Raw genomic sequence first — 15929 nt, 5'->3', positions numbered from 1 at the left:
TGCGAAATACTGACGGAGCTGCGGCGATGGTGGCCTTTGACAGGAACTTTCAGGATCGGGAAACCGGATCAGGGGTGCTGACGTGCACGAGGACGCGAACGGCGGCGGACACGCGGGCGAACCCGGGACGTCGCCGAGTGGTGTGGACCAGGAGTACCTGGCCCTGGAGCGGGAGCTGACGGTGCTGATGCGCCGGGCCCGCGCCAAGCAGGGCGAGATGGCCCGCGCGGTCCATCCCGACCTGGAGTCCGCGGCGTACGGCCTGCTGGTCCGGCTGGACGAGTGCGGCCGGCAGCGCGCCACCGAGCTGGCGGCCTACATCGGCGTCGGCAAGGCCACCATGTCCCGCCAGTTGCGCGCCCTGGAGGACCTCGGCCTGGTGGCCCGCGAGCCGGACCCCGCCGACGGCCGCGCCTGGCTGGTCCATCTCACCGAGGAGGGCAGCCGCCGGGTCCAGCGGGTGCGCGAGGCCCGCCGCGCCCGCTACGTCAGCCAGCTCGCCCACTGGGACCGCCGCGAGGTGGCGGAGCTGGCCCGGCTGCTGCGGCAGCTGAACCAGGGCATGGAGAAGTAGGCCCGGTCGCAGCTCCGGTCGTGGCCCCGGTCGCAGCTCCGGTCGCGGCCCCGGTCCTGGGCTGTTCGTAGCCCCGGCCGTTATTCTGCCGACGGCCCGTCAGCGAAGTGCCAGGATGGACGGATGTCCACCGCTTACGAGATTCCTGAGGTGCTGGACCGCCGCGAGGGCCCCTACGGGGAGGTCGTGCTGCGCCGGCACGGTGACCTGCTGCAGATCATCGCGAACGGCTGCTTCCTGATGGACACCTCCGACGGCCGTTCGGAGCGGCGGCTGATCGACGCCGCCCTGGGCGCGCTCGACGCGCGGCCCGCGCCGCGGGTGCTGATCGGCGGGCTGGGGGTCGGCTTCTCGCTCGCACACGCCGCCGCGAACGACCGCTGGGGACGGATCACGGTGGTGGAGCGCGAGCCCGCCGTCATCGACTGGCACCGCGGCGGCCCGCTCGCCGGACTGTCCCGGGCGGCGCTGGCCGATCCGCGCACGGAGATCGTGGAAGCCGATCTGGTCACCTTCGTCAATGAGACATCCGCCACGTACGACGCGCTGTGCCTGGACATCGACAACGGGCCAGGATGGACCGTCACGGACGGCAACGAGGGGCTGTACGCACCGGCCGGACTGGCAAGCTGCGCAAGGGTGTTGAGCCCCGGCGGTGTCCTCGCGGTGTGGTCCGCCGAGCCCTCCCCGGAATTCGAAGAAACCTTGCGGAATGCCGGATTCCAGCATGTGCGTACCGAAGAGATCCCCGTTGCCCGGGGCGTTCCGGACGTCGTGCACCTCGGCGTCCGACCTGGATAGCAAAGGCGCGGTGACTCCCCGTACGCTGCATGCCTGACGCGGATCATTCAAGCGTCAATCGCAGTCATGCGCAGACAAGGGATCACCCCACTGATTCCGGAAAGCACACTTTTGGGGCGGGCGATGGAGCAGACACACACCTCCCACAACGGCACGGCGACGACCACCCCGGGCGCACAGCGCCGGGTCCTGGTGGTCGAGGACGACGCGACGATCGTCGACGCCATCGCGGCCCGCCTGCGCGCCGAGGGATTCCTGGTGCAAACGGCCGGTGACGGTCCGGCGGCGGTCGACACGGCGGAGGCCTGGCAGCCCGACCTTCTGATCCTCGACATCATGCTGCCGGGCTTCGACGGCCTGGAGGTGTGCCGCCGGGTCCAGGCCCAGCGGCCCGTCCCGGTCCTGATGCTCACCGCGCGAGACGACGAGACCGACATGCTGGTCGGGCTCGGGGTGGGCGCCGACGACTACATGACCAAGCCGTTCTCCATGCGGGAGCTGGCGGCCCGGGTGCACGTCCTGCTGCGCCGGGTGGAGCGGGCCGCGCTGGCCGCCTCCACCCCGCGCAGCGGCATCCTGCGCCTGGGCGAACTGGAGATCGACCACGCCCAGCGCCGGGTCCGGGTGAAGTCCGAGGACGTGCACCTCACGCCCACCGAGTTCGACCTGCTGGTGTGCCTGGCGAACACCCCGCGCGCGGTGCTCTCCCGTGAGCAGCTGCTCGCCGAGGTCTGGGACTGGGCGGACGCCTCCGGCACCCGCACGGTCGACAGCCACATCAAGGCGCTGCGCCGGAAGATCGGCGCCGAGCGGATCCGCACGGTGCACGGCGTGGGCTACGCCCTGGAGACGCCGACGCCATGAGCGACGGGCGGCGAGCCGCACGGAGGAGCCCCGGCGAGCCCTGGGGCGGCGTGCGCCCGTTCTCGATCAAGACCAAGCTGGGGGCGCTGGTCGTCATCTCGGTGCTGATCACCACCGGGTTGATGATGGTGGCCATGCGCACCGAGACCGAGCTGCGCTTCATCACCGTCTTCTCGATGATCGCCACCCTGCTGATCACGCAGTTCGTGGCGCACTCGCTCACCTCTCCGCTGGACGAGATGAACGCGGTGGCCCGCTCCATCTCGCACGGCGACTACAGCCGCCGGGTGAGCGAGAACCGGCGCGACGAACTCGGCGACCTGGCCCAGACGATCAACGTCATGGCCGACGAGCTGGAGGCCCAGGACCGCCAGCGCAAGGAGCTGGTCGCCAACGTCTCCCACGAGCTGCGCACCCCCATCGCGGGGCTGCGCGGGGTGCTGGAGAACATCGTCGACGGCGTCACCGAGGCCGACCCGGAGACCATGCGGACGGCGCTGAAGCAGACCGAGCGGCTGGGGCGGCTGGTGGAGACGCTGCTGGACCTGTCCCGCCTCGACAACGGCGTGGTCCCGCTGAAGAAGCGGCGGTTCGAGGTGTGGCCGTATCTCTCGGGCGTGCTGAAGGAGGCCAACATGGTGGCCTCCGCCCGCGCGGGCATCGCCTCCGGCTCGGGCAGCCACACGCGGACGGACGTCCATCTGCACCTCGACGTCTCCCCGCCGGAGCTGACCGCGCACGCGGACCCCGAGCGCATCCACCAGGTCGTCGCCAACCTCATCGACAACGCGGTCAAGCACAGCCCGCCGCACGGCCGGGTGACGGTGAAGGCGCGGCGCGGGGCGCAGCCGGAGTCGCTGGAGCTGGAGGTGCTGGACGAGGGTCCGGGCATCCCGCGTTCGGAGTGGCACCGGGTGTTCGAGCGGTTCAACCGGGGTGCGGTGAGCCGGCCGCACGGCCCGGGCAGCGACGGTGGCACGGGGCTGGGTCTGGCGATCGCGCGCTGGGCGGTGGATCTGCACGGCGGGCGGATCGGAGTGGCCGAATCCGAGCGGGGTTGCCGGATTCTTGTCACTCTTCCGGGACTGCCATCCGTGCCGAGTTGACGTAAAGTTCGAAGCGGAGCCACAAGATCCACGGACGTTCGCGCTGCCGGACACGTGTGATCAGGCAAGGGCCCGCGCCTCCTGCCGCGCCGGGTCCGGCTCGTCGTACCCGTTGCGGCTGGTCACAGACGGGAACCACGCTTGTTTCCCGCCATTATCAACCGCGAAACACGCTTCCCGATGTGACTTACGCGACGATGAACGGGCCTGGCCTGACCTTCGCCGTCATGGAGGCGTAGCCTTTATTCCCGCTGTCCATCACCTTGTGAAGCGGAAGAGGGCGGTTGCCGCCGTGTCGCCACAGTCCCCCAGTAACGCATCGAGCATCTCCACCGACGCCGACCAAGCGGGCAAGAACCCCGCTGCCGCGTTCGGTGCCAACGAGTGGCTCGTCGACGAGATCTATCAGCAGTACCTCCAGGACCCGAATTCCGTAGACCGCGCCTGGTGGGACTTCTTCGCCGATTACAAGCCGGGGGCCGCTGGCGCCCCGGCTCCGGCGGGTACCGCGGCCGCGGGGGCCGCGGAAACCACCCCCACCGCTCAGACGCCGGCCGCGCCCGCGGCCGCCGCCGCTCCCGCCCCGGCCGCCCAGGCCCCGGCCCCGGCGGCCCCGAAGCCCGCCGCGGCCGCGCCGGCCCAGGCCGCGCCCGCCGCGGCGGCTCCCGCCGCCAAGGCCCCGGCGCCCGCCAAGCCGGCCGCGAAGCCGCAGGCGAAGGCCGAGCCCGCCGCGGAGTCGGCCGGACCCGAGCTGGTGACGCTGCGCGGTCCGTCCGCCGCCGTCGCGAAGAACATGGACGCCTCGCTGGAGATGCCGACCGCCACCTCGGTCCGCGCCGTCCCGGTGAAGCTGCTGTTCGACAACCGCATCGTCATCAACAACCACCTCAAGCGCGCCCGCGGCGGGAAGATCTCCTTCACGCACATCATCGGGTACGCGATGGTGCAGGCCATCAAGGCCATGCCGTCGATGAACTGGTCGTACCAGGTCAAGGACGGCAAGCCCACGCTGGTCAAGCCGGAGCACGTCAACCTCGGCCTGGCGATCGACCTGGTGAAGCCGAACGGCGACCGCCAGCTGGTCGTCGCGGCGATCAAGAAGGCCGAGACGCTGAACTTCTTCGAGTTCTGGCAGGCCTACGAGGACATCGTCCGTCGCGCCCGCGACAACAAGCTGACGATGGACGACTTCACCGGCGTCACGGTCTCCCTGACCAACCCCGGCGGCCTCGGCACCGTCCACTCCGTGCCGCGCCTGATGCCCGGCCAGTCGGTGATCATGGGCGTCGGTTCCATGGACTACCCGGCGGAGTTCCAGGGCACCTCCCAGGACACCCTGAACAAGCTCGGCATCTCGAAGGTCATGACGCTCACGTCGACCTACGACCACCGGGTCATCCAGGGCGCCGCCTCCGGCGAGTTCCTGCGTACCGTCGCCAACCTGCTGCTCGGCGAGAACGGCTTCTACGACGACATCTTCGAGGCGCTGCGCATCCCGTACGAGCCGGTCCGCTGGCTCAAGGACATCGACGCCAGCCACGACGACGACGTCACCAAGGCCGCCCGCGTCTTCGAGCTGATCCACTCCTACCGGGTCCGCGGCCACGTCATGGCCGACACCGACCCGCTGGAGTACCGCCAGCGCAAGCACCCCGACCTCGACATCGTCGAGCACGGGCTGACGCTGTGGGACCTGGAGCGCGAGTTCGCCGTCGGCGGCTTCGCCGGCAAGTCGATGATGAAGCTGCGCGACATCCTCGGCGTGCTGCGCGACTCGTACTGCCGCACCACCGGCATCGAGTTCATGCACATCCAGGACCCCAAGCAGCGCAAGTGGATCCAGGACCGCGTGGAGCGCCCGCACGCCAAGCCGGAGCGCGAGGAGCAGCTGCGCATCCTGCGCCGGCTGAACGCGGCGGAGGCCTTCGAGACCTTCCTGCAGACCAAGTACGTCGGCCAGAAGCGGTTCTCCCTGGAGGGCGGCGAGTCCGTCATCCCGCTGCTGGACGCGGTGCTGGACTCGGCCGCCGAGTCCCGCCTGGACGAGGTCGTCATCGGCATGGCCCACCGCGGCCGCCTGAACGTCCTCGCCAACATCGTCGGCAAGTCGTACGCGCAGATCTTCCGCGAGTTCGAGGGCAACCTCGACCCGAAGTCGATGCACGGCTCCGGCGACGTGAAGTACCACCTCGGTGCCGAGGGCGTCTTCACCGGCCTGGACGGCGAGCAGATCAAGGTCTCGCTGGTCGCGAACCCCTCCCACCTGGAGGCCGTCGACCCGGTCCTGGAGGGCGTCGCCCGCGCCAAGCAGGACATCATCAACAAGGGCGGCACGGACTTCACGGTCCTGCCGATCGCCATCCACGGCGACGCGGCCTTCGCGGGCCAGGGCGTGGTGGCCGAGACCCTGAACATGTCGCAGCTGCGCGGCTACCGCACCGGCGGCACGGTCCACATCGTCATCAACAACCAGGTCGGCTTCACCGCCGCCCCGGAGTCCTCGCGTTCCTCCATGTACGCGACGGACGTGGCCCGCATGATCGAGGCCCCGATCTTCCACGTGAACGGCGACGACCCGGAGGCCGTGGTCCGCGTCGCGCGGCTCGCCTTCGAGTTCCGCCAGGCGTTCAACAAGGACGTGGTGATCGACCTCATCTGCTACCGCCGCCGCGGTCACAACGAGTCGGACAACCCGGCCTTCACCCAGCCGCTGATGTACGACCTGATCGACAAGAAGCGCTCGGTGCGCAAGCTGTACACCGAGTCCCTGATCGGTCGCGGCGACATCACCCTGGAAGAGGCCGAGCAGGCGCTGCAGGACTACCAGGGCCAGCTGGAGAAGGTCTTCACCGAGGTCCGCGAGGCCACCTCGCAGCCGACGGCCGTGGAGACCTCCGACCCGCAGGCCGAGTTCCCGGTCGCCGTGAACACCGCGGTGACCACGGAGGTCGTCAAGCGGATCGCCGAGTCCCAGGTCAACATCCCCGACCACATCACCGTCCACCCGCGTCTGTTGCCGCAGCTGCAGCGCCGGGCGACGATGGTCGAGGACGGCACCATCGACTGGGGCATGGGCGAGACCCTCGCCTTCGGCTCCCTCCTGCTGGAGGGCGTCCCGGTCCGCCTGGCGGGCCAGGACTCCCAGCGCGGCACCTTCGGCCAGCGCCACGCGGTCATCATCGACCGCAACACCGGCGAGGAGTACACGCCGCTGCAGTACCTCTCCGAGGACCAGGCGCGGCTGAACGTCTACAACTCGCTGCTGTCCGAGTACGCCGCCATGGGCTTCGAGTACGGCTACTCGCTGGCCCGTCCGGACGCGCTCGTGCTGTGGGAGGCCCAGTTCGGCGACTTCGTCAACGGCGCCCAGACGGTCGTGGACGAGTTCATCTCCTCGGCCGAGCAGAAGTGGGGCCAGACCTCCGGCGTCGTCCTGCTCCTGCCGCACGGCTACGAGGGCCAGGGCCCGGACCACTCGTCCGCCCGCCCGGAGCGCTTCCTCCAGCTGTGCGCGCAGAACAACATGACGGTCGCCATGCCGACCTCGCCGGCGAACTACTTCCACCTCCTGCGGTGGCAGGTGCACAACCCGCACCACAAGCCGCTGGTCGTCTTCACCCCGAAGTCGATGCTGCGCCTGAAGGCCGCCGCGTCGAAGGCGGAGGACTTCACCACGGGCCAGTTCCGCCCGGTGATCGGCGACACCTCGGTGGACCCGGCGGCCGTGAAGAAGGTCGTCTTCTGCGCGGGCAAGGTCTACTACGACCTGGACGCCGAGCGGGTCAAGCGCGGCGTGACGGACACCGCGATCATCCGTATCGAGCGGCTGTACCCGCTGCCGGGTGCCGAGCTCCAGGCGGAGATCAAGAAGTACCCGAACGCCGAGAAGTACCTGTGGGCCCAGGAGGAGCCGGCGAACCAGGGTGCGTGGCCGTTCATCGCGCTCAACCTGATCGACCACCTCGACCTGGCGGTCGGCGCCGACGTCCCGCACGGCGAGCGCCTGCGCCGGATCTCGCGTCCGCACTCCTCGTCCCCGGCCGTGGGTTCCGCGAAGCGGCACCAGGCCGAGCAGGAGCAGCTGGTGCGTGAGGTGTTCGAGGCGTAAGCCCCGGACAGTCGCCCGGCACACGACCGGGCCGCGTCCCCCGCGCGGGGATGCGGCCCGGTCGCTGCGTTGTGCGGGCTGCTACTCGTCGTCCTCGTCGTCCAGCCGGGCCAGCCAGGTCGCCAGCCGCTCCACCGGCACCTCGAAGTCGGGGTTCAGATCGACGAACGTCCGCAGCTGCTCGGCGAGCCACTCGAAGGTGACCTCCTCCTCGCCGCGCCGCTTCTCCAGTTCCTCGATGCCACGGTCCGTGAAGTACATGAGGTCAAGGATAAGTGGGCCGGTGGTCCGGTCCCCGTTGACTTTCCCTGCCCGCGATATATCGTGAATCACGTAAGACGCGATATGGCGCGTCGCGCGTCGATGGTGTGCTGGTCGAGGAGGTCTCCACCATGTCCGAGTGGTCCGTCGCGGAGCCGAGGAAGCTCACCTTCGACGAGCCGGTGCACGAACTGCACGTACGGATCGTCAACGGCACGGTGAACGTGGTGGGCACCGACGAGGGCCCCGCCCGCCTGGAGATTTCCGAGGTCGAGGGCCCGCCCCTGCTCATCACCCGGGAGAACGGCACCCTGACCGTGGCCTACGAGGACCTGCCGTGGAAGAACCTCCTCAAGTGGCTCGACCTCAAGGGACGGCAGCGCGGGACCGTGGTCTCGCTCGCCGTCCCGGCGGGGACCCGGGTGCACGTGGGCGCCATCACCGCCACGGCCGTGGTCTCCTGTGTGGGCGGCCCGGTGGACGTGCGGGGCGTCTGCGGGGACACCACCCTGGTCGGGCTCGCCGGACCGGTCCGCGCGGACACCGTCTCGGGCAACCTGGAGGCCCAGGCCCTCACCGGCGATCTGCGGTTCCACTCCGTCTCCGGTGACCTGACCGTCATCGAGGCGGGCTCGTCCGTGCGGGCCGAGTCGGTCAGCGGCTCGATGATCGTCGACCTGGACCCGGCGGCCCGCCGGACCGACGTCAGCCTCACCAGCGTGTCCGGCGAGATCGCCATCCGCCTGCCGCAGCCGGCGGACACGGAGGTGGAGGCCCACACCGCCGGCGGGACCGTCTCCAGCGCCTTCGAGGACCTGCGGGTCGGCGGCCCGTGGGGCGCCAAGCGCATCACCGGCCGCCTCGGCGCGGGCAACGGCAGCCTGCGGGCGACGACCGTCTCGGGCTCGATCGCCCTGCTGCGCCGCCCGCCGCAGGAGCCGGAGCCGCAGGAACCGGAGCCGTGGGAGCCGCAGGCGCCCGCGGCGGAGCCTCCCGCGACCGAGGCGCCCGCGGGAAAGGCACCGGACGCCTCGGGGGAGAATGCCGCTGCCGGCCCGGGCGAGGACCCGTCCCCGACCAGTGGCGCGACCAGCGATCCGACCAGTGACGCGACCAGCGACCCGACCAGCGCCCCGGCCGACGGCACGACCGACAAGAAGGTGCTCTGACATGCCTCCCGTCTTCGCCCATGGCCGCCTGCGCCTCTACCTGCTGAAGCTGCTCGACGAAGCCCCGCGCCACGGCTACGAGGTGATCCGCCTCCTGGAGGAACGCTTCCAGGGGCTGTACGCGCCGTCGGCGGGCACGGTGTACCCGCGCCTGGCCAAGCTGGAGAGCGAGGGCCTGGTCACCCACACCACCGAGGGCGGCCGCAAGGTGTACGCCATCACGGACGCGGGCCGGGCCGAACTCGCCGACCGCAGCGGCGAGCTGGCCGATCTGGAGCTGGAGATCCTGGAGTCGGTGGCCGAGCTGGCCGCCGAGATCCGCGCCGACGTGCGGGGCGCGGCCGGTGATCTGCGGCGCGAGATGCGCGCCGCGGCGGCGAGCCAGGCCCGGCAGGGCGCGGGCGGCGCCGGGGAGCCGGTGGACAAGGAGGCCTGGCGCGCGGCCAGGGAGGAGATGCGCCGCGTCAAGCAGGAGTGGAAGGAACAGGCCCGCCGCGCCAAGGACGAGAGCCGCCGGGCCCGCGAGGAGGCCCAGCGCGCCCGGCGCCAGGCGAAGGAGGCGCAGGAGCGGGCGCGGGCGCAGGCCCAGGAGGAGGTGCAGCGCATCGCCCGGCGGGTGCAGGAGCAGGTGCAGGACCACTTCGCGCGCGGGGACTGGCCGACGGGGCTGCGCGAGGGCCTGACCGAGCTGGCCAAGGAGTTCGGCGAGTTCGGGAAGGACTTCGGCAAGGAGTTCGGCCGGGACCTGGGCTTCGGCCTCGGCAACGGGACCAGGTCGGCCAAGGCGGGCCCCGAGCCGGAGTTCTCGGCCACCCCCGAGGACTTCCCGGCCGGCTACGCGCCGTCGTGGACCCACGAACCCCCGACCGGCGATCCCGCCCGCGACCTGGAGCGCCTCCTGGACCGCTTCCGCGACGACATCCGCGACGCGGCCCGCGACCACGGCGTCACCCCGGACCAGCTGCGCGAGGCCCGCCACCACCTGTCCACGGCCGCCGCCCACATCAGCGCCCTGCTGCGCGCCCCGAAGGCATAGGCCCCTGGGGGCGGCCGCCGCACCCCAAGGAGCGGCCGCCGTGCCATCCCCCCAAGAGGCGGCCGCCGCGCACTTCGCCCCGCCCACGCGTCTCCCCCGCCGCCCCTCACCTCACCCAGCCCGCGAATCTCCCCCGGCCGCCCTCACCTCACCCCGCCCGCGCCTCTCCCCCGCCGTCCAGCACCCGGACCGCCGACTCGTAGGTGACGCCGTGGTCGGCCAGCACCTCCGCCGTCACGCCCGGGCGGGCGGTGAGGGCGAGGAGGATGTGGTGGTCGCCGATGGACCTGTCGCGCCGGGCGAGGGCGATGCGCAGGGACTTCTCCAGGACGTCCTTGGCGTCCCGGCCGAAGGAGGGGCGGCCGGACCCCCACCACGCCTTCTCCTTCGGCGACCCGGACATCGCGCCGGCGCCGTGCACCTCCTCCACCCGGGCGACGATCTCCGCCACGTCGATGCCCAGCCCGGCCAGCGCCTCGGTCTCCGCCTGCGACAGCCCGGCCCGGCGCCGCACCTCGGCCAGCGCCGCGGTCACCGACTCCCGGCGCGCCGCGGCCCCGAGCGCCGCCAGGACGAAGGAGCCCCGGCTCGCCTCCCGGTCGAGCAGGGCCAGCAGCAGATGCCCGGCGTCGACGGTCCGCGCCGACTCGCGCCCGGCGTGGGCGACGGCGCCCTTCACCACCTCACGGGCGTCCTTGGTGAACCGCTCGAACATCATCGCCTCCCGTACTTCTTGTGCACGGCCTGCCTGCTCACTCCGAGTTCCGCGGCGATCTCCTGCCACGACCAGCCCTGTCGGCGCGCGCTGCGCACCTGCACGGCCTCCAACTGCTCCAGCAGCCGGCGCAGGGCGGCGACGGCCCGCAGCCCGACCCGCGGGTCGCGGTCGCCGGCCCGCTCGGCGAGATCCGTTGCTTCGGTCATGCCGTCAACTTACGTTGACACAACCAGGAGCGTCAACCCTGGTTGACATGGAGGATGCGGAAACGGCCGGCCCGGACATCGCCGGACCGGCCGTCGGGGTCGGGCGCCCGCCCGCGCCGCTCAGGAGTGAGTGAGCACGATCTTGCCGAACTGGTCGCCCGCGGCCAGCCGCTCGAACCCCTCGCGCGCCCGGTCCAGCGGCAGTACCTCGTCGATCACCGGCCGCACGCCCGTGGCCGCGCAGAACGACAGCAGGTCCTCCAGCTCGTCCTTGGTGCCCATGGTGGAGCCGACCACCTTCAGCTCCAGGAAGAAGATGCGGGTCAGCTCGGCGTGCGAGGGCCGGTCGCCGCTGGTGGCACCGGAGATGACCAGCGTGCCACCGGGCCGCAGCGACTTCACCGAGTGCGACCAGGTGGCGGCACCCACGGTCTCGATCACCGCGTCGACTCGCTGCGGCAGCCGCGCTCCGGGCTCCACCGCCTCCACGGCGCCCAGCTCCAGCGCCCGCTTGCGCTTGGCCTCGTCGCGGCTGGTCGCGAAGACCCGCAGCCCGGCCGCCTTGCCGAGCACGATGGCGGCCGTGGCGACACCCCCGCCCGCGCCCTGCACGAGCACCGAGTCACCGGGACGCACCCCGGCGTTGGTGAAGAGCATCCGGTACGCCGTCAGCCAGGCGGTCGGCAGACAGGCGGCCTCCTCGAAGGACAGCTCCTTCGGCTTCGGCAGGATGTTCCAGGTCGGTACGGCGACCTGCTCGGCGAAGGTGCCCTGGTAGCGCTCGGTGAGGATGGAGCGGGGCTCCTTCGGGCCGACACCGTGGCCGCTCTGGCCGATGACGGAGTGCAGGACGACCTCGTTGCCGTCCTCGTCGACGCCGGCGGCGTCGCAGCCGAGGATCATCGGCAGCCGGTCCTCGGGGAGACCGACGCCGCGGAGGGACCAGAGGTCGTGGTGGTTGAGGGAGGCGGCCCTGACGTTGACGACGCTCCAGCCGGGACGGGCCTCGGGGGCGGGACGGTCCCCCGACTCCAGGCCGGTGAGCGGCTGGTCGCGGTCGATTCGGGCGGCGTAGACAGCGAACATGGGGGCGACGATAGGCGTACGTCCGGTCCGGCGGAACCGCACCACCCTGTGAGACATACCCTCTTGCACCCCGGGCGACCGTACGCCTCTTCAGGGGTGCGGGGAACTGCGCGAGCGGCCCCAGACCACCCGCGGTCGGGCACGGCGGCCCTCACCGCACAGGCGGAGCGCGGCCACCCGAACGGCCTGCCCCACGAAAAAATGGCCCCGCCCGGGACGGGCGGGACCATTCGGCTGAACTCAGCGCCTCGGCGCCCTCGGCGTCACCGCCGGGCCACGCCCTCGGCGCGGGCCGCCGCGGCCACCGCCGCCGTCACGGCCGGAGCGACCCGCTCGTCGAACGGCGAGGGGATGACGTAGTCGGCGGCGAGGTCGTCGCCGACCACCGAGGCCAGCGCCTCGGCCGCCGCGATCTTCATGCCCTCGGTGATCCGGGAGGCCCGCACCTGGAGCGCGCCGGCGAAGATGCCGGGAAACGCGAGCACGTTGTTGATCTGGTTCGGGAAGTCGGACCGGCCCGTGGCCACGACCGCCGCGTACTTGTGCGCGACGTCCGGGTGCACCTCGGGGTTCGGGTTGGCCATGGCGAACACGAACGCGCCCTCGGCCATGGAGGCGACGGCCTCCTCCGGCACCGTACCGCCGGAGACGCCGATGAAGACGTCGGCGCCCGCGAGGGCGTCCTCCAGCGAGCCGCTGAGACCGGCCTTGTTGGTGAACCCGGCCAGCTCGCGCTTGACGTCCGTCAGGTCCTCCCGGTCCGCCGAGACGACGCCCTTGCGGTCGGCGACCGCGACGTCACCGATGCCGGCCTCGACCAGCATCCTGGCGATGGCGACACCGGCCGCGCCGGCACCCGAGATGACGGCGCGCAGCTGCCCGATCTCGCGCCCGCTGAGCCGGGCCGCGTTGCGCAGCGCGGCCAGCGTGACGACGGCCGTGCCGTGCTGGTCGTCGTGGAAGATCGGGATGTCGAGCCGCTCCTGGAGGCGGCGCTCGATCTCGAAGCACCGGGGTGCCGAGATGTCCTCCAGGTTCACGCCGCCGAAGGAGGGGGCGAGGCGCACCACGGTCTCGACGATCTCGTCGACATCGGTGCAGGCGAGTGCGATCGGGACGGCGTCGACGCCGCCGAACTGCTTGAAGAGGATGGCCTTGCCCTCCATGACGGGGAGGGAGGCCTCGGGTCCGATGTCACCGAGCCCGAGCACGGCCGTGCCGTCCGTGACGACGGCCACGACGGACGACTTCCAGGTGTAGTCGTGCACGAGGTCCGGCTGCTCGGCGATCGCGGTGCACACTTTCGCGACGCCGGGCGTGTACGCGAGGGACAGGTCGTCCTTGTCACGGATCGGCACGGTGGCCTGCACGGCCATCTTGCCGCCGCGGTGCAGCGCGAACGCCGGATCGAAGGAATCGAGGGGCTCCGCACCGCCCTCCTGGTCCGTATGCGTCTCGCTGCGAGGATTGACGATCTCCGCTGCCACTTGGTTTTACCCCTTAGGTGTTCATGGTTTGAGGGTGAGATCCGCTCCTGGTGAGGAGTGGGCGGGCACCGCGTAAGACCCGGTCGGTGGTGCGTACGGGTACATACGCGACGGGCGCGCCGCACACGCGCCCTGCCCCGGATGAGGGGTGTAAAGAACCTTCTTACCGGACGAGGGGCGTCGCCGACGAGTCCATAACGCGAAGGTCACATGCCGGTGACATGACTCATGGATGAATATGGGGACAAGGGCTCGACAAACCCTTGACAAGCACTAGAGAACCGGCAAAAGCCAGATAGCGCTCATCCACATACTGAGACACACCGAAGATCTTCCGGCCGGAAGGAGGCATTCCCGCAGAAGGTGCGGCCGTGTTGTCCGGAGTGATGGGGTTCGGGGGTCACCCGTTATCCGATTTTGACATGGCTGGCCGCCTGAATGGCTCAGTCCGAATGGCAAGATGCCGTAATCACACGAGGTCGCGACACCCGAAGGTGTGTGTTCTCGTCGACCCATCGGCAACTCCACCCATCCGCCGGAGGAACCCACCATGACCGCAAGCACCATCCGTCGTTCGACCGCCAAGCGCGCTCGGCTCGCCGCGGTCGGCTCGATCGCGGTCGCAGGCGCCCTGCTGCTCACCGGCTGCGGCGATCAGACGGAGAACGGCGGCGGCTCGGACAGCACGGACACCGCGACGAAGGCCGTGGAGGCGCCGCTGGCCGACCGACTGCCCAAGGACATCCGTGACAAGGGCATCATCAAGGTCGGTTCGGACATCGCCTACGCGCCCGTCGAGTTCAAGGACGCCTCCGGCAAGACGGTCGGCATCGACCCGGACATCGCCGACGCCATGGGCAAGCAGCTCGGCGTCGACTTCCAGTTCGAGAACGGCACCTTCGACACCCTGATCACCGGTCTGCGCTCGGGTCGCTACGACATCGCCATGTCGGCGATGACCGACACCAAGGACCGCCAGGAAGGCATCGACTCCGACACCGGCAAGAAGGTCGGCGAGGGCGTCGACTTCGTCGACTACTTCACCGCCGGTGTCTCGATCTACACCAAGAAGGGCGACGACCAGGGCATCAAGACCTGGTCCGACCTGTGCGGGAAGAAGATCGTGGTGCAGCGCGGCACGGTCTCCGAGGACCTGGCCAAGGCCGAGTCGAAGAAGTGTCCGAAGGGCAAGAAGATCACCATCGAGGCCTTCGACAACGACCAGCAGGCCCAGACCCGCCTGCGCGGCGGCGGCGCCGACGCCGGCTCCTCCGACTTCCCGGTCGCGGCGTACGCCGTGAAGACCTCCGGCGGCGGCAAGGACTTCCAGCTGGTCGGCGAGCAGGTCGAGGCGGCGCCGTACGGCATCGCGGTGGCCAAGGACGACACCCAGCTGCGCGACGCCCTGAAGGCCGCCCTGGACGCGATCATCGCCAACGGCGAGTACCAGAAGATCCTGGACAAGTGGGGCGTCGCCGAGGGCGCCGTCGAGGAAGCCGTCGTCAACGGCGGCAAGTGACCGCGTGACCTCCGCACTGCGGGCACTGAAAGGCAACACCCGTGACTGTTGACATCGACAAGACGACGGGACCGGCGGACACGCCCCCGGCCGGACCGGAGGCCATCAAGGCCATCCCGGTGCGGCACTACGGCCGGTACGTCTCCGCCGTCGTCGCCCTCGCGCTGTTCGGCGCGGTCGTCTACGCGTTCTCCCAGGGCAGGATCAACTGGGACGCGATCCCTCAGTACTTCTTCGACGACCGCGTCCTCAGCGGCGTCGGCAAAACGCTTCTGCTGACCGTCCTGTCCATGGCGATCGGCATCGTCGGCGGCATCCTGCTCGCCGTCATGCGGCTCTCCCGCAACCCGGTGACCTCGTCCATCGCGTGGTTCTACATCTGGTTCTTCCGCGGTACGCCGGTCCTGGTGCAGCTCGTGGTCTGGTTCAACCTGGGCCTGGTCTTCGAGTACATCAACCTCGGGCCGGTCTACAAGGACGAGTGGTCGGACTTCATGACCCCGTTCCTGACCGCGCTGCTCGGCCTCGGCCTGAACGAGGCCGCGTACATGGCGGAGATCTGCCGCGCCGGTCTGCTCGCGGTCGACGAGGGCCAGACCGAGGCGGCGCACGCCCTGGGCATGAGCCACGCCAAGACCCTGCGCCGGATCGTGATCCCGCAGGCGATGCGGGTGATCGTGCCGCCGACGGGCAACGAGGTCATCAACATGCTGAAGACGACCTCGCTGGTGTCCGTCGTGCAGTACTCGGAGCTGTTCCGGGTCGCCCAGGACATCGGCCAGACCTCCGGCGCCCCGGCCGAGATGCTGTTCCTCGCCGCGGCCTGGTACCTGCTGCTGACCTCGGTCTTCAGCGTCGGCCAGTACTACCTGGAGCGCTACTACGCCCGTGGCTCCACCCGCCAGCTGCCGCCCACCCCGTGGCAGAAGGTGAAGGCGAACATGTTGTCCCTCGGCCGCCCGAAGGGGGGCATGGCATGACCGAGAAGCCCAGC

At 70.6% G+C, this 15929-nt stretch carries 14 protein-coding genes; 9 read left to right on the top strand and 5 right to left on the bottom strand.

Translation table 11 applies throughout. The features are described 5' to 3' along the window. Positions 1–82: 82 nt before the first annotated feature. From G7Z13_RS23855 to G7Z13_RS23835, 5 genes are all read left to right on the top strand, one after another. The gene (locus G7Z13_RS23855) at positions 83–574 is read left to right on the top strand and encodes a MarR family transcriptional regulator (RefSeq protein WP_166002269.1); all 492 of its coding nucleotides are present in this window, start codon (positions 83–85) and stop codon (positions 572–574) included. A gap of 123 nt (positions 575–697) precedes the next feature. Next, the gene (locus tag G7Z13_RS23850) at positions 698–1375 is read left to right on the top strand and encodes a spermidine synthase (RefSeq protein WP_166002268.1); all 678 of its coding nucleotides are present in this window, start codon (positions 698–700) and stop codon (positions 1373–1375) included. A gap of 123 nt (positions 1376–1498) precedes the next feature. Then, the gene (locus G7Z13_RS23845; RefSeq protein WP_043504074.1) at positions 1499–2239 is read left to right on the top strand and encodes a response regulator transcription factor; all 741 of its coding nucleotides are present in this window, start codon (positions 1499–1501) and stop codon (positions 2237–2239) included. After that, positions 2236–3345 carry an ATP-binding protein gene (locus G7Z13_RS23840; protein ID WP_166002267.1) on the top strand — a complete coding sequence of 370 codons (1110 nt, stop codon included), beginning with the start codon at positions 2236–2238 and terminating at the stop codon, positions 3343–3345. Before G7Z13_RS23845 ends, G7Z13_RS23840 begins: the two co-directional genes overlap by 4 nt. Positions 3346–3637: 292 nt before the next feature. Beyond that, the gene (locus G7Z13_RS23835) at positions 3638–7453 is read left to right on the top strand and encodes a multifunctional oxoglutarate decarboxylase/oxoglutarate dehydrogenase thiamine pyrophosphate-binding subunit/dihydrolipoyllysine-residue succinyltransferase subunit (RefSeq protein ID WP_166002266.1); all 3816 of its coding nucleotides are present in this window, start codon (positions 3638–3640) and stop codon (positions 7451–7453) included. An 81-nt stretch (positions 7454–7534) separates the two neighbouring features. Here the strand turns inward: G7Z13_RS23835 and G7Z13_RS23830 are convergent, their stop codons facing one another. Then, positions 7535–7714: a DUF6104 family protein gene (locus G7Z13_RS23830; protein ID WP_003992906.1), complete on the bottom strand. Its 180-nt coding sequence runs from the start codon at positions 7712–7714 to the stop codon at positions 7535–7537. A gap of 131 nt (positions 7715–7845) precedes the next feature. On the opposite strand from G7Z13_RS23830, the gene G7Z13_RS23825 reads away from it, so the two are divergent. Both G7Z13_RS23825 and G7Z13_RS23820 read left to right on the top strand, forming a co-directional pair. Continuing rightward, a complete protein-coding gene (locus tag G7Z13_RS23825; RefSeq protein ID WP_166002265.1) occupies positions 7846–8883 on the top strand; it encodes a DUF4097 family beta strand repeat-containing protein in 1038 nt (345 codons plus the stop codon). 1 nt (position 8884) lies between these two features. Further along, the gene (locus tag G7Z13_RS23820) at positions 8885–9919 is read left to right on the top strand and encodes a PadR family transcriptional regulator (protein WP_166002264.1); all 1035 of its coding nucleotides are present in this window, start codon (positions 8885–8887) and stop codon (positions 9917–9919) included. Positions 9920–10067: 148 nt separating this feature from the next. Here the strand turns inward: G7Z13_RS23820 and G7Z13_RS23815 are convergent, their stop codons facing one another. The 4 genes from G7Z13_RS23815 to G7Z13_RS23800 all read right to left on the bottom strand — a co-directional run bounded on the left by G7Z13_RS23815 (position 10068) and on the right by G7Z13_RS23800 (position 13416). Next, a complete protein-coding gene (locus tag G7Z13_RS23815) occupies positions 10068–10634 on the bottom strand; it encodes a Clp protease N-terminal domain-containing protein (protein WP_166005251.1) in 567 nt (188 codons plus the stop codon). Continuing rightward, positions 10634–10843: a helix-turn-helix domain-containing protein gene (locus G7Z13_RS23810; protein ID WP_166002263.1), complete on the bottom strand. Its 210-nt coding sequence runs from the start codon at positions 10841–10843 to the stop codon at positions 10634–10636. The genes G7Z13_RS23815 and G7Z13_RS23810 overlap by 1 nt, the downstream gene beginning before the upstream one ends. A 120-nt stretch (positions 10844–10963) precedes the next feature. After that, entirely contained in the window at positions 10964–11929 is a 966-nt protein-coding gene (locus G7Z13_RS23805; RefSeq protein WP_166002262.1) for a zinc-binding dehydrogenase, read from the bottom strand. A 263-nt stretch (positions 11930–12192) separates the two neighbouring features. Next, on the bottom strand, positions 12193–13416 hold the full coding sequence (locus G7Z13_RS23800; RefSeq protein WP_166002261.1) for an NADP-dependent malic enzyme: 1224 nt from the start codon (positions 13414–13416) through the stop codon (positions 12193–12195). Positions 13417–13966: 550 nt separating this feature from the next. Here G7Z13_RS23800 and G7Z13_RS23795 point away from each other — a divergent pair. Next, on the top strand, positions 13967–14935 hold the full coding sequence (locus G7Z13_RS23795; RefSeq protein WP_166002260.1) for an ABC transporter substrate-binding protein: 969 nt from the start codon (positions 13967–13969) through the stop codon (positions 14933–14935). A 41-nt stretch (positions 14936–14976) separates the two neighbouring features. Continuing rightward, positions 14977–15915 (top strand): amino acid ABC transporter permease, encoded by a 939-nt coding sequence (locus G7Z13_RS23790; RefSeq protein ID WP_166002259.1) that lies wholly within the window; start codon positions 14977–14979, stop codon positions 15913–15915. Positions 15916–15929: the final 14 nt, after the last annotated feature.

It is taken from the genome of Streptomyces sp. JB150, assembly GCF_011193355.1.
GTDB lineage: Bacteria > Actinomycetota > Actinomycetes > Streptomycetales > Streptomycetaceae > Streptomyces.
Note: the sequence above shows the minus strand (reverse complement) of the source record. Positions and strands in the feature narration are given on the sequence as shown.

Coding starts and splice junctions, on each gene's coding strand:
- G7Z13_RS23840 (WP_166002267.1), top strand. CDS start 2,236: ATGAGCGACGGGCGGCGAGCCGCACGGAGGAGCCCCGGCGAGCCCTGG.
- G7Z13_RS23795 (WP_166002260.1), top strand. CDS start 13,967: ATGACCGCAAGCACCATCCGTCGTTCGACCGCCAAGCGCGCTCGGCTC.
- G7Z13_RS23805 (WP_166002262.1), bottom strand. CDS start 11,929: ATGTTCGCTGTCTACGCCGCCCGAATCGACCGCGACCAGCCGCTCACC.
- G7Z13_RS23830 (WP_003992906.1), bottom strand. CDS start 7,714: ATGTACTTCACGGACCGTGGCATCGAGGAACTGGAGAAGCGGCGCGGC.
- G7Z13_RS23825 (WP_166002265.1), top strand. CDS start 7,846: ATGTCCGAGTGGTCCGTCGCGGAGCCGAGGAAGCTCACCTTCGACGAG.
- G7Z13_RS23810 (WP_166002263.1), bottom strand. CDS start 10,843: ATGACCGAAGCAACGGATCTCGCCGAGCGGGCCGGCGACCGCGACCCG.
- G7Z13_RS23850 (WP_166002268.1), top strand. CDS start 698: ATGTCCACCGCTTACGAGATTCCTGAGGTGCTGGACCGCCGCGAGGGC.
- G7Z13_RS23820 (WP_166002264.1), top strand. CDS start 8,885: ATGCCTCCCGTCTTCGCCCATGGCCGCCTGCGCCTCTACCTGCTGAAG.
- G7Z13_RS23845 (WP_043504074.1), top strand. CDS start 1,499: ATGGAGCAGACACACACCTCCCACAACGGCACGGCGACGACCACCCCG.
- G7Z13_RS23815 (WP_166005251.1), bottom strand. CDS start 10,634: ATGTTCGAGCGGTTCACCAAGGACGCCCGTGAGGTGGTGAAGGGCGCC.